Genomic DNA, 25,691 nt, shown 5'->3' with positions numbered 1-25,691 from the left:
TGCGACCCACCGAACCGTTAGAAACAGGAGACTACGTGTCCTCTTGCTTTCGAGTGTTCTCCTACTGGGGGCTTGCAGCAACGAGATCAAGGTTCATGGCAATATGCCGGACCCGGAGGTGCTGGCCGAGATTCACCCTGGAGTCGACAACCGCAATGACGTTCTCAACAAGCTGGGCAGCCCTTCGACGCTTTCCACATTCCAGGATAACATTTGGTACTACATCGGATCGCGAGCCGAACAAGGACCATCGGTATTCCCGGCCGAAGAAATTGAACGCTCCGTTTTTGCAATAAGCTTTACACCGGCTGGGATCGTCCAGGAGACCAAGCTCTATACGCTTGAAGATGCCCAAGAGGTTGAGTTGATCGACCGCGAAACCCCAACCGAGGGCCGCGAGTTGACGATCCTTGAGCAGATGCTGGGCAATCTCTGGCGCCAGCCGATCTCCAGCCGCAGCAAGAACACCAAGTAGCAACCGCCAAACAAATCGGTACAGAACATAAAATAAGCCCCGGAGATGACTCTCCGGGGCTTATGTTTAGGACCGTGCCTGTGAAGATCAGTGGGCCAGAATAGCCAACAGCAACAAGGCAACGATGTTCGTGATCTTGATCATCGGGTTAACGGCCGGACCGGAGGTATCTTTGTAGGGATCACCCACGGTATCACCGGTTACAGCGGCCATATGGGCATCTGACCCCTTGCCGCCATGATGGCCGTCCTCGATGTACTTCTTCGCGTTGTCCCAAGCACCGCCGCCCGAACACATGGACAGGGCTACGAAAAGACCGGTCACGATCACACCCAAGAGCATGGCGCCCAGAGCCGAGAAGGCAGCGGCCCGGCCACCGACCAGATCGATCACGAAGAAGAAGACGATCGGCGAAAGGAGTGGCAGCAGCGATGGTACAACCATTTCCTTGATTGCCGATTTGGTCAGCATGTCCACGCAGCGTGCATAGTCGGGTTTTGAAGTCCCGGCCATGATACCCTTATCTTCACGGAATTGACGGCGCACTTCCTCAACAACCGCACCGCCGGCGCGGCCCACGGCCATCATGCCCATGGCACCGAACAGGAACGGCAGCAACCCACCAACCAACAACCCGGAAACCACGTAGGGGCTGGAAAGCGAGAAATTCACCGGCACGTCTTTGAAGTAAAACGCCAAGTCTTCCGTATAGGTCGCAAAGAGCACCAGAGCACCCAGACCCGCCGAACCGATCGCGTAACCCTTAGTCACCGCCTTGGTTGTGTTCCCTACGGCATCCAACGCGTCCGTGGTTTCACGCACGCTGGCGTCGAGATCGGCCATTTCGGCAATACCACCGGCATTATCCGTAACGGGGCCGAAAGCATCCAGCGCCACGATCATGCCGGCCAATGCAAGCATGGTGGTCACGGCGATGCCGACACCATAGAGACCGCCCAGGCCAAAAGTCGAAAGCAGTCCCGCCACGATCACAAGCACAGGAAGCGCAGTCGATTCCATTGAGACTGCCAAGCCCTGAATGATGTTGGTCGCGTGGCCAGTCTCGGAAGCCTTTGCGACCGACCGGACCGGGCGGTAGTCGGTCCCGGTGTAGTACTCGGTGATCACGACGATGCCCGCGGTAACAGCAAGCCCAATCAACGCACAGGCAAACAGCGACCAACCGGTGAAGCCAGCACCAGCGAAAGGCTCACCAAAGCCGATTGACAGGAGATTGGCGATCAGAACGCCGGGAATGGTCAGTACCGCCGTGACGATCAGGCCACGGTAAAGCGCGCCCATGATCGACTTGTTAGCGCCCAGCTTGACGAAATAGGTGCCTGCGATCGAAGACAGAATGCAAACGCCGCCAATCAAGAGCGGATAAAGCATCAGTTCGTTCACCACACCACTGGCATTGAAAAGGATAGAAGCCAGAACCATCGTCGCGCCAACGGTCACCACGTAGGTCTCGAAGAGATCAGCGGCCATACCGGCGCAATCGCCCACATTGTCACCGACGTTATCGGCGATAACACCCGGATTACGCGGATCGTCCTCGGGAATGCCCGCTTCGATCTTACCGACCAAGTCGGACCCGACATCCGCGCCCTTGGTGAAGATACCGCCGCCAAGACGGGCAAAGATAGAGATCAGCGACGCGCCAAAGGCCAAGCCGATCAGTGCATTCGCAACCGTCCGAGAACCGGCTTCATTGCCGATACCGGTCAGCAGGGAAAAGTAGATCGCAATCGCCAGCAACGCCAAGCCGGCAACCAACATTCCAGTCACCGCGCCAGACCGAAAAGCCATCGAAAGCCCGGCCTCAAGCCCGCCGGTGGCGGCCGCCTGCGTGGTGCGCACATTGGCACGCACGGAGACATTCATACCGATGAAGCCTGCGGCGCCCGAAAGGATCGCACCGATGGCAAAACCGACGGCGACTTCCCACCCAAGCAGAAAGAAACCAATTACGAAGATCACCACACCAACAACGGCAACCGTTGTGTACTGACGCTTCAGATAGGCGTTTGCGCCTTCTTGAATGGCGCCTGCGATTTCCTGCATCCTGGCGGACCCGGCATCAGCCGAGACGACAGCCTTTCCGGTTACGAACCCGTAAGCAATCGCCGCCAGCCCGCAAGCAATGACGAATAGCAATACCAATGTCATGGAACTTCCCTTCCTAGAACAGTCGTCGGCGCGCTAAATCGCCGACCCCACTGTCAGTCCGAAGTGCGGGGGACTCCCTAATTCGGACTACGTTTCCCCTGATAAATCGCGCGGAAAATGCCAGAAGCCGCGCCTTAAAGCAACAGTCTGGACCCCATGTCGCGGTTAAAGCGATCAAAGTGGCCTAAAAATGAGTCCAACCGCGCCTTTCGAACTGCAGGACTTGCCTCTCGCTGTCCAACACTTCCACCCGCGCGGGGCCCGGTAGCACGTCTCCAATGACCGTCAGCGGGATACCCGATTCGCCTTCTATCCTCGCCAGCTCAGGCCGTGCGGACGCGGGGACTGTGAAAACCAGTTCGTAGTCGTCACCGCCGCCCACAACGTTACTCAAAAGTTGCGCATCTGCGTTCAACACCGACCTTGCAGCGGCTGACAACGGCAGCGCTGAAGCATCAAGTTGAATCGTCACCTCTGAGGCCTGTGCAATATGTTCCAGGTCACCAAGCAAGCCGTCGGACACATCCAGACAGGCATGCGCCACTCCAACGAGCCTGTGTCCCAGTTGCAATCGGGGTTGGGGTAGATGGTACCTGTCGACAAGATGGGCTCGGTTCGCCGCATCAAGGCCAAAATTCTTGCCCTGGAGAATGCATAAGCCGAGCGCCGCATCGCCGAGCGTTCCCGATACCACGACGCTGTCACCCGGTTGAGCCCCGCTCCTGGGCAACGCTTTGCCCATGGGGACTTCGCCCAGTGCTGTAAGGGAGAGCACAAGGCCCTTCTCCGTCCGCGTGGTGTCTCCACCCAGCAATGTGACGCCGAACAGCTTCTGGTCCTCCTTGAGACCAGCGGCAAAAGCCTCCAACCAGGGGTCGTCTTGAGACTTTCCCCGGGCCAGACTCAGCAGATAACCGAAAGGACGCGCGCCCATTGCGGCCAGGTCGGAGAGATTGACTCGCAAGAGCTTACGGGCAACACCCGCTGGATCGTCATCACCAAAGAAATGAATACCCTCACAAAGCGTATCCAGGGTGATGACAGTTTCATGTCCGGGTGAGGCAACGAAGGTTGCGGCATCGTTCCGGAGGTCAAATGTTCCAGGCCGACCGTCGGTCAGCGGCGCAAATAGACGAGCGATCATATCGAATTCGCCCGTCACTTCGTTCACCGTCTCACTTGCCCTCGCCCGCAGCCGTGCCAAACTCGTCTTCCCGCAGGCTATGGGCGAGGCGATTGAGTACGCCGTTAACGAACGATGGCTCCTTGCCATCAAAAAAGGCGTGCGTGACCTCCAGATACTCGCTGATAACTGCCCGAGCCGGCACATCGGAGCGCTGCCAAAGCTCGAACGCACCGCAACACAGGATCAGGCGCAAAAGCACCTCCAAGCGCTCCAGCGGCCAACCTTCGACCAACGCAGGCGCCACCATCTGGGTGAGCGCCTCACGGTCTTGTGCGACACCAGCTACGAGATCGTTGAAAAGCTGCCGATCCAATTGCGTCAGGTCCAGGCCTTCGACAACATCGTTCAAGCGATGCTGCAGGAACTCGAGAATGACCCGCGACGGCTCTCCACCATTGACGTCCAGTTGGTACAAAGCTTGCACCGCAGCCAATCGCGCAAGACGGCGCGGACTGGCATTTCGGGTCGTTTGAGGTGCTTGCGGTCCGGTCATTCGCCTGCTTCCACGTCGTCCGACAGAAAGCGCTCTCGCAGTGCGATCATCGCGAGGCAAGCTTCGACGGCATCCTTGCCTTTGTTCTTTCGATCAACTGCGGCCCGCTCCCAAGCTTGGGCGTCGTTCTCGCAGGTGAGGATTCCATAGCCGATGGGCAAGCCCGCGTCCGCAGCCAAGTCTTGAAGCTTGCGCGCACTTTCCTGGCAAACATAGTCGTAATGCGTTGTTTCGCCGCGGATCACGCAACCCAAGGCGACAAAACCGTCGAAAAGCCCGCTTTCAGCCGCCAGAGACACAGCGGCAGGTATCTCGAAGGCGCCCGGCACAGCGATCCGCTCCCAGGTCACGCCCGCTTGCTTTAGCGCTGCCTCGGCGCCCTTTACCATTTCGTTGGCGATGTCCTCATAGAACCGCGCCTCAACGATCAATACATGCGCCATCACGGCCCTTCTTTCCAGATCAGTTACTCAATAGGGCGCTGGTCTACGATAGACAGGCCGTAGCCCTCAAGCCCAATCACCGTTTTACGGCTGTTGGACAGCAGCACCATGTCCTTTACACCCAGGTCCAACAGAATCTGAGCGCCAACGCCATAATCGCGAAGTTCCACGGATTTGCTCACCTCATGACCCATGCGTTTACGCAGTCGATCGGATAGGCTCGTGGCCGAAGGCTCACGCAGCAACACGACGACCCCTCTTCCCGCTTCACCGATGATCTCCATTGCTCTTTGTAGTTCACCGCCGCGACCGCTTTCGCCATCGCCCAGCACATCGTCCAGCACGTTTAATGCGTGCATCCGAACCAGCACCGGCGCGCTGGCGTCTATCTCACCCTTCCATAAGGCTACATGCTCGGCGTAGGCCAGTTTGTTTGTGTAGACCGCCATGTTGAAAGTGCCGCCGTGGCGACTTTCGAAGGATGTTTCAAGCGTGCGTTCCACAATACGCTCGTTGCGGCGGCGATAGGCAATCAAGTCGGCAATGGTCGCGATTTTCAGACCATGGGTTTGTGCAAAGGCGATCAAGTCGTCGCGCCTCGCCATAGTGCCGTCATCGTTCATGATCTCACAGATCACACCCGAAGGGTTCAAGCCCGCAAGACGCGCCAAATCGACAGCCGCCTCCGTGTGGCCGGTCCGCACCAGCACCCCGCCCTCCCGCGCCATCAGGGGAAAGACATGCCCTGGCGTCACGATATCGCGTGGGCTCGATGCAGGATCGATCGCAACCGAAATCGTCCGTGCCCGGTCAGGCGCCGAAATTCCGGTGGTCACCCCCTCACGCGCTTCGATTGACAAGGTGAATGCCGTTGCGTGGCGGCTCTCGTTGCGCTGCTCCATCAGCTTCAAGCCAAGTTGGTCGATCCGCTCGTGTGTCAAAGCCAGGCAAATCAGACCCCGCCCAAACTTTGCCATGAAATTGATCGCTTCAGGGGTCGCCATCTGTGCCGGTACGACCAAGTCACCTTCGTTCTCTCGATCCTCGTCATCGACCAAAATGAAAATGCGGCCATTGCGCGCTTCTTCGATGATCTCTTCGATCGGCGAGATTATTTCCCGGAAGGTAACGCGCCATGCTTCGTCGCGTTCGATCTCGGCCTTGGTGCGGTCCATCATTTACTCCCGGCTGGAAAGTCGTTCAAGGTAGCGTGCAACGAGGTCTATTTCCAGGTTGAGCCTGTCGCCTACTTGAGTCGTTGCGAAAGTCGTGACCTCAGCTGTGTGAGGGATGATGTTAACGCCGAAGCGGCAGCGACCGTCGTCCAGATCCGCCACCTCATTGACGGTCAGCGATACACCGTTGAGGCAAATCGACCCTTTCGGCGCAATAAAACGGCCCAGCGCGGCTTCCACGACAAAGGAAAACCGCCAGGAATCGCCCTCACGGCGGCGCTCGGTTACTTCGGCCAGTCCGTCGACATGCCCGGACACCAGATGTCCGCCCAGTTCCTCGCCCAACGCCAAGGCGCGCTCCAAATTCACTGCCGTGCCAGGCTGCCAGCTATCCAGGTTGGTTTTGGCCAAGCTTTCGGCGGAGACATCGACGGCAAAGTAATCGCTCCCGGTCTCCACGACCGTGAGGCAACAACCGTTGCAAGCGATTGAAGCACCCAAGGAAATTTCCGATGTCGGATAGCGGGTTTCTACGACAAATCGCGAAACACCGCCGTCCTTTCGCTCTCGAATGCGGCCGAGATCCGTAATGATGCCTGTAAACATGAGCTTGATCTAGGTGGCCTTGCTATAGCTTTCCAGCAGGTCTTCGCCCAGACAGCGCAGGAAATCAAGCCGGAACCGAGGTGAATCTTTCAGGCTGTCTATCCCCAATGCCGACAATCCCGCCCGTCCGTCGTCCCCCAGCAGCCGCGCCGCACGGAACCAGATCAAGCGATCGACCAACCCCGCCCGCACCAAACTTGCGGCCAAACCGCCGCCGCCTTCGCACAGCACACGTGTCACGCCGCGCGCCGCCAGCGCTTCTAGAACACCATCCGGTGGCAAAAGCCCGCCCGGTTGATCCGGCCGCAGTTCGATGACCTCGACACCGGCACTCCGATAGGCAGCCACACGCTCCTTGGGATGTCCTTCCCTCGTGAACAACAACGTCGAACAATTTCCCGCCCTGGCCCCCGCATTTGCGACAAGATGATGGGTTAACGGCAAAACCAAACTGCCATCCATGATGACGCGCAGCGGCGACCGCGTTTCCAGGCCAGGTAGGCGACAGTCCAAACGCGGATTATCGTAGAGAGCCGTTCGCCCGCCGATCAGTATGGCATCGTGGGTCGCCCGCAAACGATGCCCGAAGGCCCGCGCACTATTGCCGGTGATCCACTGACTTTCTCCGGTGTGTGTTGCGATGCGACCATCCAAAGTCGTCGCAAGTTTGAGCGTCACTAACGGCCGACCATGCAACCGGTGCAGCAGATAGCCTGCGTTCACCCGTTCGGCCTCATGCCGCAGCAATCCGGTTTCAACAGCGATTCCCGCTTCACGCAACATTTTAACGCCGCGCCCACGCACTCTTTCATCCGGGTCGTTCATAGCCACCACGCAACGGGCGACGCCGGCCTTCACCAAAGCCTCAGCACAAGGACCGGTCTGACCATGATGGGAACAGGGTTCCAGGGTAACGTAAACGGTGCTACCGCGCGCAGCGATGCTTGCTTGGGCCAGCGCTTCGGTTTCGGCATGCGGGCGCCCGCCCGGTTGTGTCCATCCACGCCCGACAATCTGATTCTGGCTAACGATGATACAGCCGACCGCGGGGTTCGGCGCGACACGGCCCAGGCCTCTACGAGCAAGCGACAAGGCCGCTCGCATATAGCCAAGATCAGCGGCGCTATCGGTCAAGGGACTAGTCTTGGTCGGCGCCAAGTTCGCCGACGAACTTCTCGAAGTCCCGAGCCTCGTGGAAATTCCGATACACAGACGCAAAGCGCACATACCCAACCGGATCAAGCTGCGCCAAACGATCCATCACCAACTCGCCGATGGCTTTGCTGGGAACTTCGGTTTCACCATGAGACTCAAGCTGTCGCTGAATTGAACTGGCAATCTGCTCTACCCGCTCCACCTCAACCGGGCGTTTCTGAAGGGCAATTCGCATCGACCGCACGAGTTTCTCACGGTCGAAGGGTTCGCGTTTCCCACTCCCCTTGACCACCGTGAGTTCCCGGATCTGCACGCGCTCGAAGGTCGTGAAACGCGCCGCGCAGTTAGAACACTGACGACGGCGTCGGATGGAGGAATGATCCTCCGTCGGACGCGAATCCTTCACCTGCGTATCTTCGTTCCCGCAGAAAGGGCACCTCATGTCCGACCTCCCCTCAGTTCACCGGCCCCAAGTCACCGACCCCAAGTCACCGGCATTCCTTCGCCGACAGACGACTCCACTGCCGATCCGAGTCTATCCTTACCTCAGATCGCTACATCTTGGTAGATGGGGAAACGATCACACAAGTCCTTGACCTCTTTCCGAACTGCCTGCTCGGTGGTGCTGTTGTCCTCTGGATTGACAGCCAGACCATCCAGAACCCGCGTGATCAGCTGCGCCACCTGTTTGAATTCCGCGGCCTCGAAACCACGGGTGGTTGCGGCTGGTGTCCCAAGGCGAATGCCCGAAGTGACGGTCGGTTTCTCCGGATCGAAGGGAATGCCATTCTTGTTACAGGTGATGCCCGCCCGGTCGAGGCTCTTCTCGGCTATATTGCCTGTCAGCTTCTTCGGGCGCAGATCGACAAGCATGAGGTGTGTATCCGTACCGCCGGAAACGATATCGAAACCACCCTCGAGCATGCCGTTCGCCAGCACTTTGGCGTTTTCGACCACCTGCTTGGCATAGGCCTTGAAGCTTGGCTTGAGACACTCACCCAACCCGGCTGCCTTGCCGGCTATAGCATGCATCAAGGGTCCACCCTGCAAGCCAGGAAAAGCCGCAGAGTTGATCTTCTTCCCCAAATCCTCGTCGTTGGAAAGGATCATGCCGCCACGCGAACAACGCAGTGTTTTATGTGTGGTCGTCGTTACAACATGGGCATGCGGTAAGGGGCTGGGATGCACGCCGCCCGCAACAAGCCCCGCGAAATGAGCCATATCGACCTGAAAGTAAGCGCCGACTGTATCCGCAATCTTGCGAAAACGTTCGAAATCAAGGAACCGTGGATAGGCCGACCCGCCTGCAATGATCAGCTTGGGGCGCTGTTCCTTGGCTACGCGCTCAAGATCATCGTAGTCGATCAGACCATCTTCCTGGCGAACGCCATACTGAACAGCCTCGAACCACTTGCCTGACAAGTTGGGCGGCGCTCCGTGCGTCAGGTGGCCGCCAGCAGAAAGCGACAGCCCCATGATCTTGTCGCCTGGGCTGCAGAGCGCCAGTAGAACGCATTGGTTCGCCTGCGCGCCGGAATGCGGCTGTACGTTGGCAAAGGTGCAATCAAACAGCGCCTTGGCGCGGTCGATCGCCAATTGTTCAGCTACGTCGACATACTCGCAACCGCCATAGTAACGGCGACCGGGATAGCCTTCGGCATATTTGTTGGTCAGGACCGAGCCCTGAGCCTCCAGCACTGCTCGGGACACGATGTTCTCCGACGCAATTAGCTCGATTTGGTCCTGCTGGCGACGGAGTTCTCCGCGAATAGCATCTGCCAGAGCGGGGTCGCTCTCATTCAAATGGGCGCTGAAGAAACCTTCTTCCTTGATCTTCGCGGCGGTCGATTGACTCATAATGTGTTTCCTCTCCTCTTCCCCGGCGGCCGATCGGAAACCGGGAACCCTCAAAAATGTTACCTTAGGAGTGCTATCGAAGCAGGCCTCAAAGGCCCAGTTTTTCCACTCGGCGGGCGTGACGCCCACCTTCGAATTCCGTGCAAAGGAACGCTCGCAGCGTCTCAGAGGCGACCGACGCGCCGATAATTCTGGAACCGAGAACGAGCACATTCGCGTCATTGTGCTGGCGCGCAAGGCGTGCGGTCGTTACATCGTGGCACACAGCGGCCCGTACCGCGGGGTTACGGTTGGCCGCGATCGAAATGCCGATCCCCGTTCCGCAGACCAATAATCCTTGTCCCGCTTTCCCTTCCGCAATCGCGTTTGCAAGTGCTATGCCAAAGTCTGGATAGTCCACCGAATCACCGTTGTGGGTTCCAAGATCGAGAACCGCATAGCCATCGGCTTCAAGTTCGCTTTTCAATGCTTCCTTGAGATCGAACCCCGCATGGTCCGAAGCAACGGCGATAACTTTAGCGTTCATCCGGTGGTAACCCCTTCACTGACAGCAACCGAGAAATTTTGGCGGAACCTATCACGCTGACTCGCGGCATGAAAGAAGCCATAAGAACGCAGAGTCAACCGCCCCGCCAGCGTCAATAAAAACCGTATTTGCGCCCTCCAACCGTCGGACCAATAGCCGATCATTTTGGCCGCTATTGAGATTCAGCCCCTCGACTAGATGAATGCACCGACTATTATGAGCGACGAACGACGGCCCAGGCAACAAATGCCAAAACCCTGATGTGCGTACCAACACAACGCCCGGAGATATTTCATGAGTTCGGTCCAATCCGCACCTAAAACCGTTCCAAACGTTGATAAACCTAGTTTTGTTTGGGATGACCCCTTTCGTTTGGATGATCAACTCAGCGAAGAGGAACGGATGATCCAGGAGGCGGCCCGAGCTTACTGCCAGGATAAACTGATGCCGCGCGTCTTGAAAGCAAACCGCGACGAGAGTTTCGACCGTTCCATTATGAACGAGATGGGGGAGCTTGGTTTTCTAGGCCCCACAATTCCTGATCAGTATGGCGGCGCCGGCGTCAACCATGTGGCCTACGGCCTCATCGCGCGGGAAGTCGAGCGGGTCGATAGCGGCTATCGCTCGGCGATGTCCGTCCAGTCCAGCCTCGTCATGCACCCAATTCATGCCTACGGCAATGAAGAGCAGCGCCAGAAGTATTTACCCCGTCTGGCGAGCGGTGAGATTGTCGGCTGCTTCGGCTTGACGGAACCGGATTCGGGATCGGACCCGGCCAGCATGAAAACCCGCGCCAGGAAAGTGGATGGCGGCTGGCAGCTCAAGGGCGCCAAGATGTGGATCACGAATTCACCCATCGCCGATGTTTGCGTGGTATGGGCCAAGGCTGAACCGGAAGGCGATATCCGGGGCTTTATCCTGGAACGTGGGATGAAGGGACTCACGACCCCCAAGATCGAGGGCAAGTTTTCGCTGCGTGCGTCCGTTACCGGCGAAATCGCCATGGATGACGTCTTCGTTCCCGATGAGAACCTTCTACCCAATGTGAAGGGTTTGAAGGGACCGTTTGGGTGTCTTAACAAAGCACGCTATGGAATTGCCTGGGGTGCGCTGGGCGCCGCCGAGTTCTGTTGGCACGCCGCACGCAGTTACACGCTGGATCGCAAACAGTTCGGACGCCCGCTCGCGCAGAACCAACTCATCCAGAAAAAGCTGGCCGACATGATGACCGAGATTGCTCTGGGTTTGCAGGGCTCGCTGCGCGTAGGCCGCCTGCTGGATGACGGCCAGGCTACACCGGAGATGATCTCGCTGATCAAGCGCAATTCCTGCGGCAAATCGCTGGAGATTGCACGAAATGCGCGTGACATGCACGGCGGCAACGGTGTCTCCGACGAGTACCATGTCATCCGTCACGTCATGAATTTGGAAGCGGTCAACACCTATGAAGGGACCCATGACGTCCACGCGTTAATCCTGGGGCGCGCGCAAACCGGCCTGAACGCGTTCTTCTAGGCATCTGGCCGAGGTAGCGGCGGATGAAGATCACGGGGATCAAGCAATCGCGGCATCGTTTGCCGCTTGACCCGCCCTTTGTTCCTTCGTGGGATACGCGGCCGCGGCACCATTTCGATTTGGACCTCGTCCGAGTTGAAACCGATGAGGGGCTTTGCGGATTCGGAGCGGGTGATTCCATGGCAGGCTTTGCCGGTCATGAAGATCTTTTCATCGGCCAGGATCCAATGAATCTGGATCGTCATGCACGCGTGATCGAGAATATCTCGTTTCACCATGGGCGTTGCTGGCCCCTTGATATTGCGCTTTGGGACCTTGCCGGGAAGATACTTGGTCAACCCGTATGGCGGTTATTGGGTGGCCACAGCAACAAAGTTCGGGTTTATGCGTCCTCCGGGTCCCTCAGAAGCCCCGATGAACTGGTTGAGCTCGCTCTCTCGGTACGGGACGCGGGCATGGAGGCAATGAAAGTGCGGTTTCATCGGCCGCACTGGCGCGAGGATATAGCAATCCTGGAGAAGTTGCGGACCGCTATCGGCGATAGATTGGAGTTGATGGTCGATTGCAATCAGGGTTGGAGGATGCCCTGGGACACCGCGCAGCCCTGGACTCTTAAGGAAGCAACCACCGTTGCTCGGGAATTGGAAAAACTTGCGGTCTACTGGATGGAAGAGCCTTTGCACCGAGGTGATTACCGAGGCATGCAGCAACTACGCGCGCAGACTGATATTCGTATCGCAGGCGCCGAAATGACCCGCGAACTGCATGAAATCCGACACCTTATCGAAGCGCGTTGTCTGGATGTGATACAGCCCGACGCGGCTGTCACCGGCGGCCTATCGGGACTGTCGAGGATTGCCCGCATGGCAATCGATTCAGGGTTAGCTTTCACGCCGCACACCTGGGGGCACGGGATTGGGCTGATGGCCAATGCCCATCTAGCGGCCGGTGTTGCGGGGTCGGCTTTCCTTGAGCTTCCGCACGACCCCCCGGTCTGGACTGCCGAGCGGCGAGACTTCGGCCTGACGGTTCCGATCAAGCCCAATAAGGAGGGTTGGGTCGAGTTGACAGATAATCCCGGACTTGGCCTCGAACTCGACGAAAACCTGTTGGCCAATACGCGCGTCAATTGAAGCGGAGGAACTATGCCGTCAACTGAAATTCTACTGGCCTTCCTTCTGGCAACCGCCGTTTTTGCGTACATGCCGGGCCCAGCGATGCTTTATGCAACGGCTCAAACGCTGGCACGCGGGAAACAGGCTGGCTGGATGGCGGCATTGGGAATTCACGTTGGCGGTTATGTTCATGTTCTTTCCGCTACCCTCGGACTAGCCGCCCTTTTCGAGACCGTTCCACTGCTCTACGCCCTCATGAAGATCATAGGGTCGGGTTATCTAATCTGGCTTGGCGCCCGGCTCATACTCAATCGAAGCGGCACAGCCACCGAATCTCTACATGTTTCCAAGCACTCCGGCGTCCAGGCCTTTCGGCAAAGTGTGGCAGTTGAGGTGCTCAACCCCAAGACTGCCCTCTTTTACCTAGCGTTTCTGCCGCAGTTTACCGCTACCGATGCACTGTTGCCGCTTTGGGCGCAGTTGTTCGTGTTAGGCACAATCGTCAATTTTGTATTCTCTAGCGCGGATGTGCTCTGCGTGCTTCTTGCTGCGCGCCTATCCGATCTAATCCGTAACAGACCGGCGCGCGGGATGATCATCCGCCGCGCAGGCGGCGGCATACTGATAGCACTGGGACTGAATCTGGCGCTTGATCGACAGTGAACAACGCGGTGAACAAACACCCTTACGGTCAGATATTCGGTTAGCGTCGGGCCAATTGGCCCTGGTAGTGAGGCGGCCGCTTTTTCGGTCGTCGAGAAGAGGAGAATTGGCCATGCTGAATTTCATCGCCGTCCTTCTGATTTGCCAACTTGTCGGTGAGGTCCTGCACAAAGCCAGCGGCCTTCCTCTGCCCGGCCCTGTGATTGGCATGGTTCTGTTATTCTTTGGCTTGCTGGTTCGGGGCAGCGTGCCTGATGACCTTAGCCGCTTAACAAAAGGGTTGCTTGATCATCTGTCCTTGCTGTTTGTCCCCGCCGGTGTCGGTGTCGTTGTTCATCTGAGCCTGGTACGCGAGGAATGGCTCAGCCTCTCTGCGGCTCTGATCTTCAGCACGGTCTTTACCATCGGTGCCACAGGGTTGCTGCTTTCCTGGCTCTTCAGAATTTCGAAGAAAGACCCCACTGGCCCCGAGCTAAAGGATTAGCCCGATGCAGCAGGAAGTATTTTTCGAACTCTGGGTATATCTGTCACAGGAACCGTTGCTCGGTTTAACGGTGACCCTAGTTGCCTATCTTCTCGGAGATTGGCTGCATAGAAAATCCGGGCGGAGTCCTCTGGTCAATCCGGTCTTGATCGCCGTGATCGTGCTGGTCGGCATGCTTTGGGTCACGCAAACCGAGTACGAGGCCTATTTCAAGGGCGCTCAATTCGTACACTTCCTCCTCGGGCCGGCGACCGTGGCCCTTGCAGTGCCACTCTACCGCAATCTTCAGCGCATGAAGGAAGTGGCACTTCCGCTAGGACTCTGCCTGATCTTCGGCTCTCTGACCGCTAGCATTAGCGCGGTGGCCGTAGCGTGGTTACTCGGCGTCAGCGAGCAAACTCTGTTGTCCCTGGCGCCGAAGTCGGTGACCACACCCGTCGCAATGGGCGTCACCGAACAACTGGGCGGTTTGCCTTCACTGACGGCAGTTCTGGTGATTATAACTGGAATCCTTGGCGCGACTTTTGGCACCTGGACGTTGAATGCTTTGAAGGTTCGGGATTGGCGCGCAAGAGGCTTCGCTGTGGGTGTCGCCTCTCACGGAATTGGAACGGCACGAGCTTTTCAGCTGAATGAGGTCGCTGGCGCCTATTCGAGCTTGGCTCTCGGCCTCAACGCTTTGGCGACAGCGATCCTCGTGCCCCTGTTGTTCAGGCTGCTGTAAAGATTCGGCGCTGTTCCTGCGGCACTCCGACCAGACCGTCCGCCGCCCAAAAACGTTGGAGCAACGCCAATCCTTTGGAGCTTTGATCGAGCGCTTCTTCCGCTCTTGGATCGCGGGCAAGAAGTTTCGCTTGCTCCGCGAAGAGGTGCGCCAAGCGGTTTGATATCTCAACACCCTTCTCCGACGCCCGCACAAAAATGGAACGGCGGTCGTGGGGACAGCGGCGCTGCAAAAGATATTCGTTCTCGACCAACTTCTTCACGTTGTACGACACATTCGAGCCCTGGTAGTAACCGCGCTGCATCAACTCGCCAACGCTCAGTTCCATAGAGCCCAGATTGAACAGGATGAGCGCCTGAACGCTATTCAGATCGCGCACGTCGATCCGCTCCAGTTCGGCCTTTACCACTTCCTGCACCTGACGATGGAGTCTCTCCACCAAGGCGATCGTTTCTACATAAGATTCCGTCACGGCCCGCATCTCCTCGTTGCGCCTAAGAGGGCATTGCCTCTGCTTGTCGTAAAATTTTAGGCAAACAGGCGTTAACGACGGCTTAACGCGCGGAAAAAAGACCGACAGCCGCAAAACAGGCCGCCGCCAGCTATCTTAGAAGGAGTGCGTTGGGTTACTTCTCGCCGCTTATCATCTTGATAATGGCTGAGTAATCCAATTCGCCGTTCCCTGCATTCACGAACATCGAGAATAGCGCGGCGGCTTCTGCACCCAAAGGTGTTGCCACTCCGGCCTCGCTCGCGGCCTGTTGCGAAAGCCTAAGATCCTTCAGCATCATCGCCGCCGCAAAGCCAGGCTTGAAATCTCGGTTTGCCGCCGAGGTTTCGACAATTCCAGGAACGGGCAGGTGGTTCAGCATGGCCCAACAGGAACCGGAGGATTTCGAGGAAATGGCGAAAAGTTTGTCCGGATCCAACCCTAGGGTTTGGCCGAGAGTAAAGGCCTCGGATACCGCCAGCATCGAGATACCCAGGATCATGTTGTTGCAGACCTTGGCAACCTGCCCATTTCCAGCGCCGCCCGCATGAACCACATTGCGTCCCATGATCTCGAACAGAGGTTTACCTAGTTCGAAGGCCTCGTCGCTACCCCCCACCATAAATGTCAAAGTGCCGGCCTCGGCCCCTGCGACGCCGCCCGAAACCGGCGCATCAAGCATTTTCATGCCTGCGGCCTGCGCAGCTTCGTGGACCGTCCGTGCGGAGCCAACGTCAATGGTGGAGGAGTCGATAAGGAGCGTTCCCTTGCCGGCGGCGGCGATGACCCCATCATCTCCGCAGTATACCTCACGCACGTGCCGTCCGGCGGGCAGCATGGTAACCACCGCGTCGGCGCCCGACACGGCCGCCGAAATCGAGCTTTCCACGCCCACGCCTCTCTTTGCTGCGGCCTCCAGATTGGAAGCCATCAAGTCGAAGCCTCTCACTTCGTGACCGGCCGCAACGAGATTGGCGGCCATAGGGCCCCCCATGTTGCCTAGACCGATAAATGCTATGCGCATGGCGTCGTCTCCCTAACGGCTCTTATTGATTCGTCATTTAACTCTTGCGGCGACAAGCCTCAAGCGAAGGCCAAGTCGCGTGCGCCCAATGAGGTAAAGCTCGCCTCTATTTCTGCCGCCTCGACATCTTCCAATCGAGCTGGCTTCCAGCGCGGCGCATGGTCCTTCTCCACCAAGACAGCTCGGATTCCCTCGTAAAAATCACCGTCCTTCATCATGGCTTGGCTCAACCGGTACTCCATGATCATACAGTCATCGAACGATAACGCCGCGCCGCGACGGAGCTGTTCAAAGGCCAACATCACCGAGAAAGGCGAGCGTTTGCGCAAGGTCTCGAGCGTCTCGCGAGCCCAGTCGCCCGGCATCTCCGAGAGCCGCTGCAATATGGCGAAGACATCGTCCCCACCGAACGCATCGTTGATCGAGGCCATCGCAGAGGCGATAGGGGCTTCGCCAGGGTCGGTACGAAACCCTCCAATAATGTTGCTTGCGACCCGCTTGGCATCGCCCCCTTCATAGTCACCAGAGGCCAAGGATTCGAGCAGGCCGGAGAGCGTCTCGCTGTCGCAATGATCCGTCGCAATACCCAGAAAGCAACAATCCGCGGCTTTCAGGCGTGCCCCGGTTAAGGCTAGGTAGAGGCCCGATTTGCCTGGCAATCGCGGCAGAAAATATGAGCCACCCACGTCAGGGAACAACCCAATCGCGGTTTCCGGCATGGCAAACAGAGTGCGCGCACCAACGACCCTGTGACTGCAGTGAATCGATACGCCAACGCCGCCCCCCATGGTGATGCCGTCGATCAGGGCAACGATCGGTTTAGGGTAGTGGTGGATCAGATGATTGAGCTGGTACTCTTCCCGGAAGAAATCGGCGGTCAGGCCCTGACCGACCTCACCTCGCTTGCCCGCTTCCCAGACTGCACGGACATCACCACCGGCGCAAAAGGCTTTCTCGCCCGCACCTTCAATCGCGACAACCGCAAGCGACGAATCCTGCCGCCACTCCCTAAGCTGACGATCAAATTCCCGGATCATTCCCAGAGTCAGAGAATTGAGCGCTTTGGGTCGATTCAGAGTGATCACACCCAGCGCACCGCTGCGCCGGAACAAAATCTCAGCTTCGTCAGTCATTCGGTTCGGATCCTTCCATTTTCAATTGCAGTCTGTGTCGTTGAATAATTCCACAACCTGTCATGACGCGCGACGATCCGTCACTCCTCCGTCAAGAGCCGACGCGCGATGATGAGGCGCATGATTTCGTTCGTTCCCTCGAGAATCTGATGTACCCGAAGGTCCCTGAGGTATCTTTCGATCGGGTACTCCTTGATGTAGCCGTAGCCGCCATGTAGCTGCAAGGCTTCGTTGCAGACTCGAAAGCCCACATCGGTGGCCATGCGCTTGGCCATTGCGCAAAGCTTCGTGGCCTCAGTACTCCCAGCATCCAAGGCGGCAGCCGACCGGTGCAATAGAAGCCGCGCAGCCTCAAGCTCCGTTGCCATATCCGCCAGCTTAAACTGCAAGGCCTGGAAATCAGCCAGCGGGCGGCCAAACTGTTTGCGGTCCTTCACATGTGCAAGTGCGGCTTCCAGGCAGGCTCTAGCGCCCCCCAATGAGCAAGCCCCGATGTTCAATCGCCCACCATCGAGGCCCTTCATGGCAATCTTAAAGCCCTCGCCTTCTTCACCAAGGCGATGAGACTTTGGTACTAATGCTTTCTCAAATATCACCTGACGCGTCGGCTGGCTGTTCCAACCCAGCTTGCGTTCCTTCTTGCCGAACGACAGTCCCGCCGTATCTTTCTCCACGACGAGAGTCGAAATACCCTTGGAACCCGCTTCGCCGGTGCGACACATTACCACGTAGATGTCGCTGCTTCCCGCTCCGGAAATGAATGCCTTGCTACCATCCAGTTGATAGTCGCTGCCTTTCGCTCCGGCCGTGGTGCGCAAGGAACCCGCATCCGAACCCGCATCCGGCTCCGTCAGGCAGTAACTGGCGAAATGTTCCATGCTCGTCAGTTTGGGTAGAAAACGATGGCGTTGTTCGTCATTGCCAAAGCGGTCAATCATCCAGGACGCCATGTTGTGGATTGAGAGATAGGCGGCCGTTGATGGACAGGCGGCCGCCAATTCTTCAAAGATTATGGCGGCATCCAACCGCGTAAGGCCCGAGCCGCCAACATCCTCGCGAACGTATATTCCACCGAACCCGAGCGTAGCAGCCTGGCGCAAAACCTCGATCGGAAAGGTTTCGTTCTCATCCCAAGACGCGGCGTGCGGCAACATCTCGTTTTGAGCAAAATCACGCGCCACGGCCTGAAAGGCGTGCTGTTCTTCGGTCCATTCAAAATCCATAAACGCCTCACCCCACTATTGCCGTTCTTAGATTGATAATGCCCTGGTTTGATCTGTCAAATAAGCGTGACCTGCCAGCCCTGCGCCTTTGCGCCCTCTTGTTCACTTATTTACTAAATGATACGTTTATTTCATCTATACGATCAGTTGCAAGATCGTGACTCTTTACCGTTCATACGAGACTATGAGGATACAATGGCTGACAAGTATGACGTAGCTATCGGCAAGCGTTTGCGACAACTGCGTACAGACCGAGGATTGACGCAAACACAACTAGGCGAGCTTCTTGATGTCAGTTTTCAACAAATTCAGAAGTACGAGAAGGGTACCAATCGGATCGGCAGCGGACGCCTTTGGGTTATCAGCCGGCTCCTCAAGTCGCCCATTGGATACTTCTTCGAGGATTTGGACGAGCCCGGTTCCGAGAGCGAGGCCGAGCCGGTCGGTGACGGCAGGTTGTCTCGTGATTCCGTGCTGTTGGCCCGCTCTTTGAACGAACTGCCGGATGGTGAAATCAAGGTACAGTTGACCAAATTGGTAAAGGCGATCTCTCGCTGCCAAACACAGCTTGAAGATTGAGTTAGGCATACTTTTCGGAAAAGCCTGTTGACAAAAAGGCTAAAAATCTTTTCCCTCTGACCATTGCGGCGCCGATTTGAAGCACAGCTTGCGGGCGCCTAATAAATGCGGCTAAAGCGTGGGCAAGCTTCCTACGAGGAATAAAGGAACCGCCCAGCAGCTTTGGCCGTGGCGGTTCATTTGTTTTCGGAAGGAAGCCACGGCGATGACAAACAAATACATTAATCCTGAAACCCTTGCTCTTCATGCGGGATACCGCGCTGATCCCGAAACCGGATCGGTCGCCGTGCCCATTTATCAAACGACATCCTACCAGTTCGAACACACCGAACGGGCGGCCAATCTGTTTGCTTTGAAAGAGCTCGGCAATATCTACACGCGGATCATGAATCCGACCGTGGACGTATTGGAAAAGCGGGTAGCAGCGTTGGACGGCGGTGTAGCGGCCCTGGCTGTTTCCTCCGGTCAAGCGGCCTCGGCAATCTCGATCCAGAACATTGCCAAGGCGGGCGACAACATTGTCTCCTCCACTGACCTCTATGGCGGCACCTGGAACCTGTTTGCCAATACCTTGCCGAACTACGGCATAGAAGTCCGCTTCGTCGACCCGAAAGACCCAGAAAGCTTCCGCCGGGCCGCGGACAAGCGCACCCGCGCTTTCTATGCGGAAACGCTACCCAACCCCAAACTGACGGTTTTCCCGATTGCGGAGGTGGCGCAGATTGGCGAGGAGTTGGGTATTCCCCTGATTGTTGACAACACGGCAGCTCCGCTCTTGTGCAAACCCATCGAACATGGCGCCCACATCGTCGTTTATTCCGCGACCAAATACATCGGCGGCCACGGAACCTCAATCGGCGGCCTCATCGTCGACAGCGGTAAGTTCGACTGGATCAAGCATGCCGATCGGTTCCCCGCCCTTAATCAACCGGACCCCAGCTACCATGGCGCCGTATGGACGGAAGCCGTGAAGCCGCTTGGGCCCATCGCCTATATCATCAAGGCACGCGTGACCCTGCAGCGTGATCTCGGGGCAGCGCTAAGCCCGTTCAATGCCTTCCAGTTCATCCAGGGATTGGAAACCCTACCGTTGCGCATTCGGGAGCACAGCCGCAACGCCAAAGCCGTGGCGGATTATCTCGAGAAGCATCCGTTGGTAACGAAGGTGATTTATCCCACCACGCACAGCGATGCCGAGCAGAAACGCCGGGCGCAAACCTATCTGAAAGGCGGCTTTGGCGGCCTCGTCGGATTTGAGGTCAAGGGTGGTGCCGAAGCCGGGCGGCGCTTCATTGACTCGCTACAGCTCTTCTATCACGTCGCCAACCTCGGCGATGCCAGGAGCCTAGCGATCCATCCGGCGACTACAACCCACTCGCAACTTTCAGCAGATGAGCAGAAGGCCAGCGGTGTAACGCCGGGTTATGTCCGTTTGTCGGTCGGCATCGAGCATATCGACGATATCCTTGCTGATCTTGCTCAGGCGCTGGAAGCCGCCAAGTTGGACAGCAAGGCCGCCTGACACAGACTGATGCCTTTAAAGGGGCGAGGCGATGCGACACAAACGCGTGTGGTGTCGCCTCATCCTTTTGTCGAAGCTTGTTGAGTTGAGTTGCCTTTCCTAGACTGCGGCGACAGAGCTTGACCAAAAGACGGCAACAGGAAGTCCAACTGAAATGAGTAACGGCATTCCCCCTAGCCTAGGCACCTACCCTGCTACACGCCTACGCCGCAATCGCAAAGCCGCGTGGCTCCGGCGGCTTGTCGCTGAGAATCGCCTGTCCGCGGACGATCTTATTTGGACCGTCTTCGTGGAGGAAGGGAACGACCGCGAAACCGAGATTCCCTCGATGCCGGGTATTCGGCGTTACACACCCGACCGCTTGGTAAAAGCAGCAACCGAGGCGGTAGAGTTGGGCATCCCAGCCGTCGCCCTTTTTCCCTACGTCGAAGGCGCCCGGAAAGACCCGACCGGCCGCGAGGCCATTAATCCAGAGAACCTGATGTGCAGAACCGTACGGGCATTGAAAGCGGCCTTGCCAAACCTGGGTGTCATCTGCGACGTGGCTTTGGATCCTTACAACAGCGACGGTCACGACGGCCTGCTCCGCGATGGCCAAGTGCTTAATGACGAAACGATCGAAATTCTCTGCCAGCAGGCGATCGTCCAGGCGGCTGCCGGGTGCGATATCATTGCCCCCTCGGACATGATGGACGGACGCGTGGCCGCGATCCGCAGATCACTGGACGAAGCCGGACATGGAAACGTTGGCATCATGAGTTATGCGGCGAAGTACGCCAGTGCCTTCTATGGCCCCTTCCGGGATGCAATCGGTTCGGGCGGTTACCTCAAGGGCGACAAGAAAACCTACCAGATGGACAGCGCTAACAGCGACGAGGCATTGCGCGAGGTGGCCCTGGATATCGCCGAGGGAGCAGACATGGTCATGGTAAAGCCGGGCCTCCCCTACCTTGATATCGTCCAACGCATCAAAGCCAACTTCGGCATACCAACCTTCGCCTACCAGGTAAGCGGCGAGTACGCCATGATGAAAGCCGCCGCTCAGATGGGCTGGCTAGACAATGACAGGGTTATTTTGGAAACATTGCTGGCCTTCAAACGAGCTGGCTGCGATGGAATACTCACCTATAGCGCCGTTGAGGCCGCCAGTCTCCTCAGAACGGCGCCTTAGCAGATTGAAAAAACCCTACAGGTTATTGGTTTTTATGGAACCCGCTTGACGCTAGTCTAGGGCTCCACGGTTAAATGCAGCAGGAGGTTATCATGTCGCTACGTCTCGGCGATACCGCTCCCGATTTCACTCAGGATTCAACCGAAGGCCCAATCTCCTTTCACGAGTACCTGGGTAATAGCTGGGGGGTTCTCTTCTCGCACCCAAAGGACTTCACACCCGTATGCACGACGGAACTCGGATACACGGCTAAACTGATGCCGGAGTTCGCCAAGAGAGGTGTAAAGGTGATCGGCCTAAGCGTCGATCCAGTTTCAGACCACCGGACCTGGGCCAACGATATCGAGGAAACCCAAGGTACGAAGCTGAACTTTCCCCTGCTGGCGGATCACGACCGCAAGGTAGCCGACCTTTATGACATGATCCATCCGAATGCCAATGACACGCTTACGGTTCGCTCGGTCTTCGTCATCGATCCGAACAAGAAGATTCGGCTGACCATCACCTATCCAGCTGCCACGGGACGCAATTTCGATGAGATTTTACGGGTTATCGATGCCTTGCAACTAACCGATAAGCACAAGGTTGCGACGCCGGTAAATTGGAAGCATGGCGAGGACGTCATCATTGTGCCGTCGGTCAGCAACGACGACGCAGCAAAGATGTTCCCCAACGGGTGGGACGAGAAAAAGCCGTATCTCCGCATCGTGCCTCAACCGAAAGGGTGATGGCGACGGTTGACGGCAGGCCTTAACCGCGTAACTGCTTGAAGAAGGCTGAAATTTTCTGATCGTGCCAAGGCACCAACGCCTTTGCGGCGTGGAATCCTACGTGCCCGCCGCCGTCTGCTTGCAAGAGGCGTAAATTGGGGTAGGCCTGCCAATCAACACACCTATAAGATTCAACGGGAATCCAAGGGTCGTCGACGGCCTGCACAAGCAACGTCGGTGTCTTGATCGACGGTAAAAACACGACCGCCGAACAGCGGGTGTAGTAATCCAACGCCCCGTCGAAGCCGTTCGCCGGCGCCACAATGCGATCATCAAAATCATAGATATCCCGCACTGATTCGAGAACCTGCAGCCTATGACCATCCAAGCCGCCCGGCGAGGAGAGTAACTCCCGCTTCATGTTACGCAGTAGCCAGTAGTGATAAACTCTGTTGCGCGGCTTCATAAGGCGTTGCTGACCGGCCCTTAGATCGATGGGCGCCGATACCGTCGCGGCTGCCGTTACCGACCACTCGCTCCCCTCTTCCGCCAGAAATTTGAGCAGTACGTTTGCACCTAGCGAGAAGCCGACGAGAAACAACCCGGTTTCAAAAGCCTTGGGCTCAAGCGCTTGGAATGCGCGCAGCGCGCCGTCGATATCCGCGCTGCGACCAGCATGGTACTGCTGGCGTGCCAGTGCCCGGCCAGGTCCGGCACCCCGAAGATTTAGCCGCAGTACCGCGAAACCCTGGGTGAGCAAAAATCCCGCCGTGGCCCGCAGGTAATGAGAATCTTGGGAACCGGTCAAACCGTGAATCAGCACCGCCAGCGGGCCGCTTGCCGGGGTGGCTGGGTGAAAACTTCCGAGCAAATGATCGCCGGTGCCGTCATCGAGGTCGAGCTCGACCCGGCGGCACGGCCAGGCAGACAGGTCAGCGGGTCGACCAACAAGCAGGTTCCGAACCGTCTGCAGGTCGCCGGTCAACCAGGGCAGCCTCGGTTTAAACGGTTCAGCAAGGTTTTCGGGCGTGGTGATCTGCTTCATCGCGAGGGTATAGGCCGAAGTACGCTTCCAATCCAAGAGGTCCACCGTCATTCGGCTCGCTGGAGATAACAAATCCAATAGACCAGCGCGACCGAACCGCCGCCTAGAACGTTGCCAAGTGTGACCGCGGCCAAGTTCGCTATGCTATCGCCAAATCCGAATTCACCGCCCGCCAGCGTTCCCATGGAGAAAAAGTAGAAATTTGCAACCGAGTGCTCAAACCCAAGGGCCACGAAAGCGGAAATTGGGAAGACGATAGCAAATACCTTGCTGACGACTTCGCGCGCGGCCATGCAAAGCCACACGGCCATACACACCAGCGTATTGCAAAGAATGCCCAGGAAGAACGCCTCTGAAAGAGGCAGAGCCGCTTTGGCTTCAGCAATTCGAACGGTTGTTTCGCCCAAGGCACCGCCCCCTAATCCCGGTCCGCCGGCGAGAAAAAACAAGACTGCGCAACCAGCGGCGCCGAAGGCATTGGCGAGATATACAATCCCCCAATTTCGAAAGACCTGCTTGAGCGTGATTTTTCCGCTGACCCAGGCCATGACGATGAGATTGTTTCCTGTGAACAGCTCCGCACCTGCGACGACAACCAGCACCAACCCAAGCGAAAAAGCCACACCTCCCAACAAGCGCGTTGGACCAAAGCCCAGCGTGCTTCCGGTAATCGTCAGGCTGTAGAACATGGCCCCGAAGGCGATAAACGCCCCTGCAAGGAGCCCAAGCATCGCGGTTTGGACAATGGGTAGTTCTGCTTTCTTTACCCCCACACTCTCGACAATCGCGGCTACCTGCGCTGGAGGGTAGGCGTCCAAAGGTAGAGGCGCTGTTGCCTCGGGCGGAGTCAAAGGCGCTGTCCCCGATCGATTTTCCGGCTGCGTTTCCGGCACCATGGAACACCCCTCCCTTAGCTTCATCACATCGCTTGAGGAGTATTATTCACCGCTCTTGTCACAAATAGCCTTGATGTGAATCAAAGAATAAGGAGGCGCATCAAGCGGCAACAACCGATGGCGCTCCGGGTCCATCGCTCAACTGTGCGGCTACGGGGTCATCCATGACCGTCACGAATGTCTCGGGATAGAACCCATTGAAACGGGTGGCGATCGCGTTCGAATATGCGCCGATTTGATCAATCTCGATCCAATCACCCTCCTTCACGTCGACCGGCAGATGGAAGGCCCCGGGTACGACATCGACTGAATCACAGGTCGGACCCATCATTCCATAGGTTTGGAATTCATTGGCTGTGCCGCCCTCCAAACGGACCAGCCGTGCCGGAGGCCGCATGTCGCTGGTGGTCAGTTCCTGGAGGCTGCCGTAGATTCCGTCGTTGATATAAAGCTGATCGCCCTTGCGAAGCTGGACCTGAACCAGAAGGGATACCCCAGTAGCCACCAAGGCCCGGCCCGGTTCGCAGAAAACTTCCACCGTGGGCGGCAACTTGATACGACGCAGCCCCTCGCGCACCGCGTCGATGTATTGCTCAAGTGGCGGCGGCTCCATGTTTGCGTAGCGGGCAGGGAATCCCCCTCCGACGTCCACGCACTGCGGCACTATACCCGCCTCTGCAATGACACGCCCGACCATCTCCAGCGACGACGTGTAGGCGCCTGGATCCATACATTGGGAGCCGACATGGAAAGCAATTCCCACTTCCATTCCCAGTTTCTTGGCCTTCTTGAGCAAGGCAACGCTCTCGGCCTCGCTTGCACCGAACTTGCCGGCAAGATGGAACAATGTGCCTTCGGCTTTCGGAGTGGTCATACGAACCACCGCTATGACATTGCGTCCCTTCTCCGTTTCCTCGTAAAGCTTCTGCAGCTCGTCAATATGATCGACGACATAGTGTCGAATTCCATAAACGCGGTAGGCCATCTCAATGGCTGCCCGGGTTTTCACCGGATGCATGAAATAGGAATGCGCATCCTCATAGGCCTCACAAATCTGAGCAATTTCGGGCAGAGATGCTGTATCGAAATGCCGGATTCCGCCTTCATAGAGCGCCTCCAGCACGCGGGTGTGCGGGTTGCATTTTACCGCATAAAGAACATCTCCGGGGAACAGCTTGATGAAACGCCGCGCATTGCGAACCAGAACTTCTGGGCGCACGCAGTAAACTGGATAGCTGGGTTTAAGCTCCCGCACAACCGAAGCTATGTCAGTGAAGACCCTATCGCCCTTTGCCAAATTTAACCCCTA

The 25,691-nt window shown here is 57.4% G+C and carries 27 protein-coding genes; 10 read left to right on the top strand and 17 right to left on the bottom strand.

Features of this window, described 5'->3' with window-relative positions; all coding sequences use genetic code 11:
* Positions 1-43: 43 nt before the first annotated feature.
* Positions 44-475, top strand: coding sequence for an outer membrane protein assembly factor BamE (locus FHR98_RS10065; protein ID WP_183416569.1), 432 nt, complete (start codon positions 44-46; stop codon positions 473-475).
* An 87-nt stretch (positions 476-562) separates the two neighbouring features.
* Here the strand turns inward: FHR98_RS10065 and FHR98_RS10060 are convergent, their stop codons facing one another.
* The 10 genes from FHR98_RS10060 to rpiB form a co-directional block, all read right to left on the bottom strand.
* Positions 563-2,647, bottom strand: coding sequence for a sodium-translocating pyrophosphatase (locus FHR98_RS10060; protein WP_183416568.1), 2,085 nt, complete (start codon positions 2,645-2,647; stop codon positions 563-565).
* A 184-nt stretch (positions 2,648-2,831) separates the two neighbouring features.
* Positions 2,832-3,818 carry a thiamine-phosphate kinase gene (thiL, locus tag FHR98_RS10055; RefSeq protein ID WP_221205837.1) on the bottom strand — a complete coding sequence of 329 codons (987 nt, stop codon included), beginning with the start codon at positions 3,816-3,818 and terminating at the stop codon, positions 2,832-2,834.
* Between the two features lie 4 nt (positions 3,819-3,822).
* The gene (nusB, locus tag FHR98_RS10050; RefSeq protein WP_183416567.1) at positions 3,823-4,326 is read right to left on the bottom strand and encodes a transcription antitermination factor NusB; all 504 of its coding nucleotides are present in this window, start codon (positions 4,324-4,326) and stop codon (positions 3,823-3,825) included.
* A complete protein-coding gene (locus FHR98_RS10045; protein WP_183416566.1) occupies positions 4,323-4,769 on the bottom strand; it encodes a 6,7-dimethyl-8-ribityllumazine synthase in 447 nt (148 codons plus the stop codon). Before FHR98_RS10045 ends, nusB begins: the two co-directional genes overlap by 4 nt.
* Before the next feature lie 23 nt (positions 4,770-4,792).
* The gene (ribB, locus tag FHR98_RS10040; RefSeq protein ID WP_183416565.1) at positions 4,793-5,944 is read right to left on the bottom strand and encodes a 3,4-dihydroxy-2-butanone-4-phosphate synthase; all 1,152 of its coding nucleotides are present in this window, start codon (positions 5,942-5,944) and stop codon (positions 4,793-4,795) included.
* A 3-nt stretch (positions 5,945-5,947) separates the two neighbouring features.
* Positions 5,948-6,550, bottom strand: a complete 603-nt coding sequence (locus FHR98_RS10035; RefSeq protein ID WP_183416564.1) for a riboflavin synthase — start codon at positions 6,548-6,550, stop codon at positions 5,948-5,950.
* Positions 6,551-6,559: 9 nt separating this feature from the next.
* Complete coding sequence (ribD, locus tag FHR98_RS10030) at positions 6,560-7,684, bottom strand: bifunctional diaminohydroxyphosphoribosylaminopyrimidine deaminase/5-amino-6-(5-phosphoribosylamino)uracil reductase RibD (protein ID WP_246377692.1); 1,125 nt, start codon at positions 7,682-7,684, stop codon at positions 6,560-6,562.
* A gap of 4 nt (positions 7,685-7,688) precedes the next feature.
* Positions 7,689-8,147: a transcriptional regulator NrdR gene (nrdR, locus tag FHR98_RS10025; RefSeq protein ID WP_183416563.1), complete on the bottom strand. Its 459-nt coding sequence runs from the start codon at positions 8,145-8,147 to the stop codon at positions 7,689-7,691.
* Between the two features lie 104 nt (positions 8,148-8,251).
* Positions 8,252-9,562: a serine hydroxymethyltransferase gene (glyA, locus tag FHR98_RS10020; RefSeq protein ID WP_183416562.1), complete on the bottom strand. Its 1,311-nt coding sequence runs from the start codon at positions 9,560-9,562 to the stop codon at positions 8,252-8,254.
* Between the two features lie 88 nt (positions 9,563-9,650).
* Positions 9,651-10,088: a ribose 5-phosphate isomerase B gene (gene rpiB, locus FHR98_RS10015; RefSeq protein WP_183416561.1), complete on the bottom strand. Its 438-nt coding sequence runs from the start codon at positions 10,086-10,088 to the stop codon at positions 9,651-9,653.
* Between the two features lie 294 nt (positions 10,089-10,382).
* On the opposite strand from rpiB, the gene FHR98_RS10010 reads away from it, so the two are divergent.
* The 5 genes from FHR98_RS10010 to FHR98_RS09990 all read left to right on the top strand — a co-directional run bounded on the left by FHR98_RS10010 (position 10,383) and on the right by FHR98_RS09990 (position 14,589).
* Positions 10,383-11,603 (top strand): acyl-CoA dehydrogenase, encoded by a 1,221-nt coding sequence (locus FHR98_RS10010; protein WP_183416560.1) that lies wholly within the window; start codon positions 10,383-10,385, stop codon positions 11,601-11,603.
* Between the two features lie 23 nt (positions 11,604-11,626).
* Positions 11,627-12,736, top strand: a complete 1,110-nt coding sequence (locus tag FHR98_RS10005) for a mandelate racemase/muconate lactonizing enzyme family protein (RefSeq protein WP_183416559.1) — start codon at positions 11,627-11,629, stop codon at positions 12,734-12,736.
* 12 nt (positions 12,737-12,748) lie between these two features.
* Positions 12,749-13,381, top strand: coding sequence for a LysE family translocator (locus tag FHR98_RS10000; RefSeq protein WP_183416558.1), 633 nt, complete (start codon positions 12,749-12,751; stop codon positions 13,379-13,381).
* 112 nt (positions 13,382-13,493) lie between these two features.
* A complete protein-coding gene (locus FHR98_RS09995) occupies positions 13,494-13,865 on the top strand; it encodes a CidA/LrgA family protein (protein ID WP_183416557.1) in 372 nt (123 codons plus the stop codon).
* A 4-nt stretch (positions 13,866-13,869) separates the two neighbouring features.
* On the top strand, positions 13,870-14,589 hold the full coding sequence (locus FHR98_RS09990; protein ID WP_183416556.1) for an LrgB family protein: 720 nt from the start codon (positions 13,870-13,872) through the stop codon (positions 14,587-14,589).
* Here the strand turns inward: FHR98_RS09990 and FHR98_RS09985 are convergent.
* From FHR98_RS09985 to FHR98_RS09970, 4 genes are all read right to left on the bottom strand, one after another.
* Positions 14,576-15,070, bottom strand: a complete 495-nt coding sequence (locus tag FHR98_RS09985) for a MarR family winged helix-turn-helix transcriptional regulator (protein ID WP_281369942.1) — start codon at positions 15,068-15,070, stop codon at positions 14,576-14,578. The genes FHR98_RS09990 and FHR98_RS09985 overlap by 14 nt on opposite strands.
* 145 nt (positions 15,071-15,215) lie before the next feature.
* Positions 15,216-16,103, bottom strand: coding sequence for a 3-hydroxyisobutyrate dehydrogenase (mmsB, locus tag FHR98_RS09980; RefSeq protein WP_183416554.1), 888 nt, complete (start codon positions 16,101-16,103; stop codon positions 15,216-15,218).
* A 59-nt stretch (positions 16,104-16,162) separates the two neighbouring features.
* Entirely contained in the window at positions 16,163-17,236 is a 1,074-nt protein-coding gene (locus FHR98_RS09975; RefSeq protein WP_183416553.1) for an enoyl-CoA hydratase/isomerase family protein, read from the bottom strand.
* 80 nt (positions 17,237-17,316) lie between these two features.
* Positions 17,317-18,459 carry an isobutyryl-CoA dehydrogenase gene (locus FHR98_RS09970; RefSeq protein WP_183416552.1) on the bottom strand — a complete coding sequence of 381 codons (1,143 nt, stop codon included), beginning with the start codon at positions 18,457-18,459 and terminating at the stop codon, positions 17,317-17,319.
* 195 nt (positions 18,460-18,654) lie between these two features.
* Here FHR98_RS09970 and FHR98_RS09965 point away from each other — a divergent pair, with 195 nt between their 5' ends.
* The 4 genes from FHR98_RS09965 to FHR98_RS09950 all read left to right on the top strand — a co-directional run bounded on the left by FHR98_RS09965 (position 18,655) and on the right by FHR98_RS09950 (position 22,459).
* Positions 18,655-19,038, top strand: coding sequence for a helix-turn-helix domain-containing protein (locus FHR98_RS09965; RefSeq protein WP_183416551.1), 384 nt, complete (start codon positions 18,655-18,657; stop codon positions 19,036-19,038).
* Between the two features lie 205 nt (positions 19,039-19,243).
* Complete coding sequence (locus FHR98_RS09960; RefSeq protein WP_183416550.1) at positions 19,244-20,560, top strand: O-acetylhomoserine aminocarboxypropyltransferase/cysteine synthase family protein; 1,317 nt, start codon at positions 19,244-19,246, stop codon at positions 20,558-20,560.
* A gap of 154 nt (positions 20,561-20,714) precedes the next feature.
* On the top strand, positions 20,715-21,731 hold the full coding sequence (gene hemB / locus FHR98_RS09955; RefSeq protein WP_183416549.1) for a porphobilinogen synthase: 1,017 nt from the start codon (positions 20,715-20,717) through the stop codon (positions 21,729-21,731).
* Between the two features lie 92 nt (positions 21,732-21,823).
* Entirely contained in the window at positions 21,824-22,459 is a 636-nt protein-coding gene (locus tag FHR98_RS09950; protein ID WP_183416548.1) for a peroxiredoxin, read from the top strand.
* A 22-nt stretch (positions 22,460-22,481) separates the two neighbouring features.
* Here FHR98_RS09950 and FHR98_RS09945 read toward each other — a convergent pair whose 3' ends face one another.
* From FHR98_RS09945 to FHR98_RS09935, 3 genes are all read right to left on the bottom strand, one after another.
* Entirely contained in the window at positions 22,482-23,537 is a 1,056-nt protein-coding gene (locus tag FHR98_RS09945) for a YheT family hydrolase (protein WP_183416547.1), read from the bottom strand.
* Positions 23,534-24,382, bottom strand: coding sequence for a formate/nitrite transporter family protein (locus tag FHR98_RS09940; RefSeq protein ID WP_183416546.1), 849 nt, complete (start codon positions 24,380-24,382; stop codon positions 23,534-23,536). The genes FHR98_RS09945 and FHR98_RS09940 overlap by 4 nt, the downstream gene beginning before the upstream one ends.
* Positions 24,383-24,482: 100 nt before the next feature.
* On the bottom strand, positions 24,483-25,679 hold the full coding sequence (locus FHR98_RS09935) for a type III PLP-dependent enzyme (RefSeq protein WP_221205835.1): 1,197 nt from the start codon (positions 25,677-25,679) through the stop codon (positions 24,483-24,485).
* Positions 25,680-25,691: the final 12 nt, after the last annotated feature.

It is taken from the genome of Limibacillus halophilus, from assembly GCF_014191775.1.
GTDB classification, from domain to species: Bacteria; Pseudomonadota; Alphaproteobacteria; order Kiloniellales; family CECT-8803; genus Limibacillus; species Limibacillus halophilus.
This window is presented reverse-complemented; position numbering and strand designations above follow the sequence as displayed.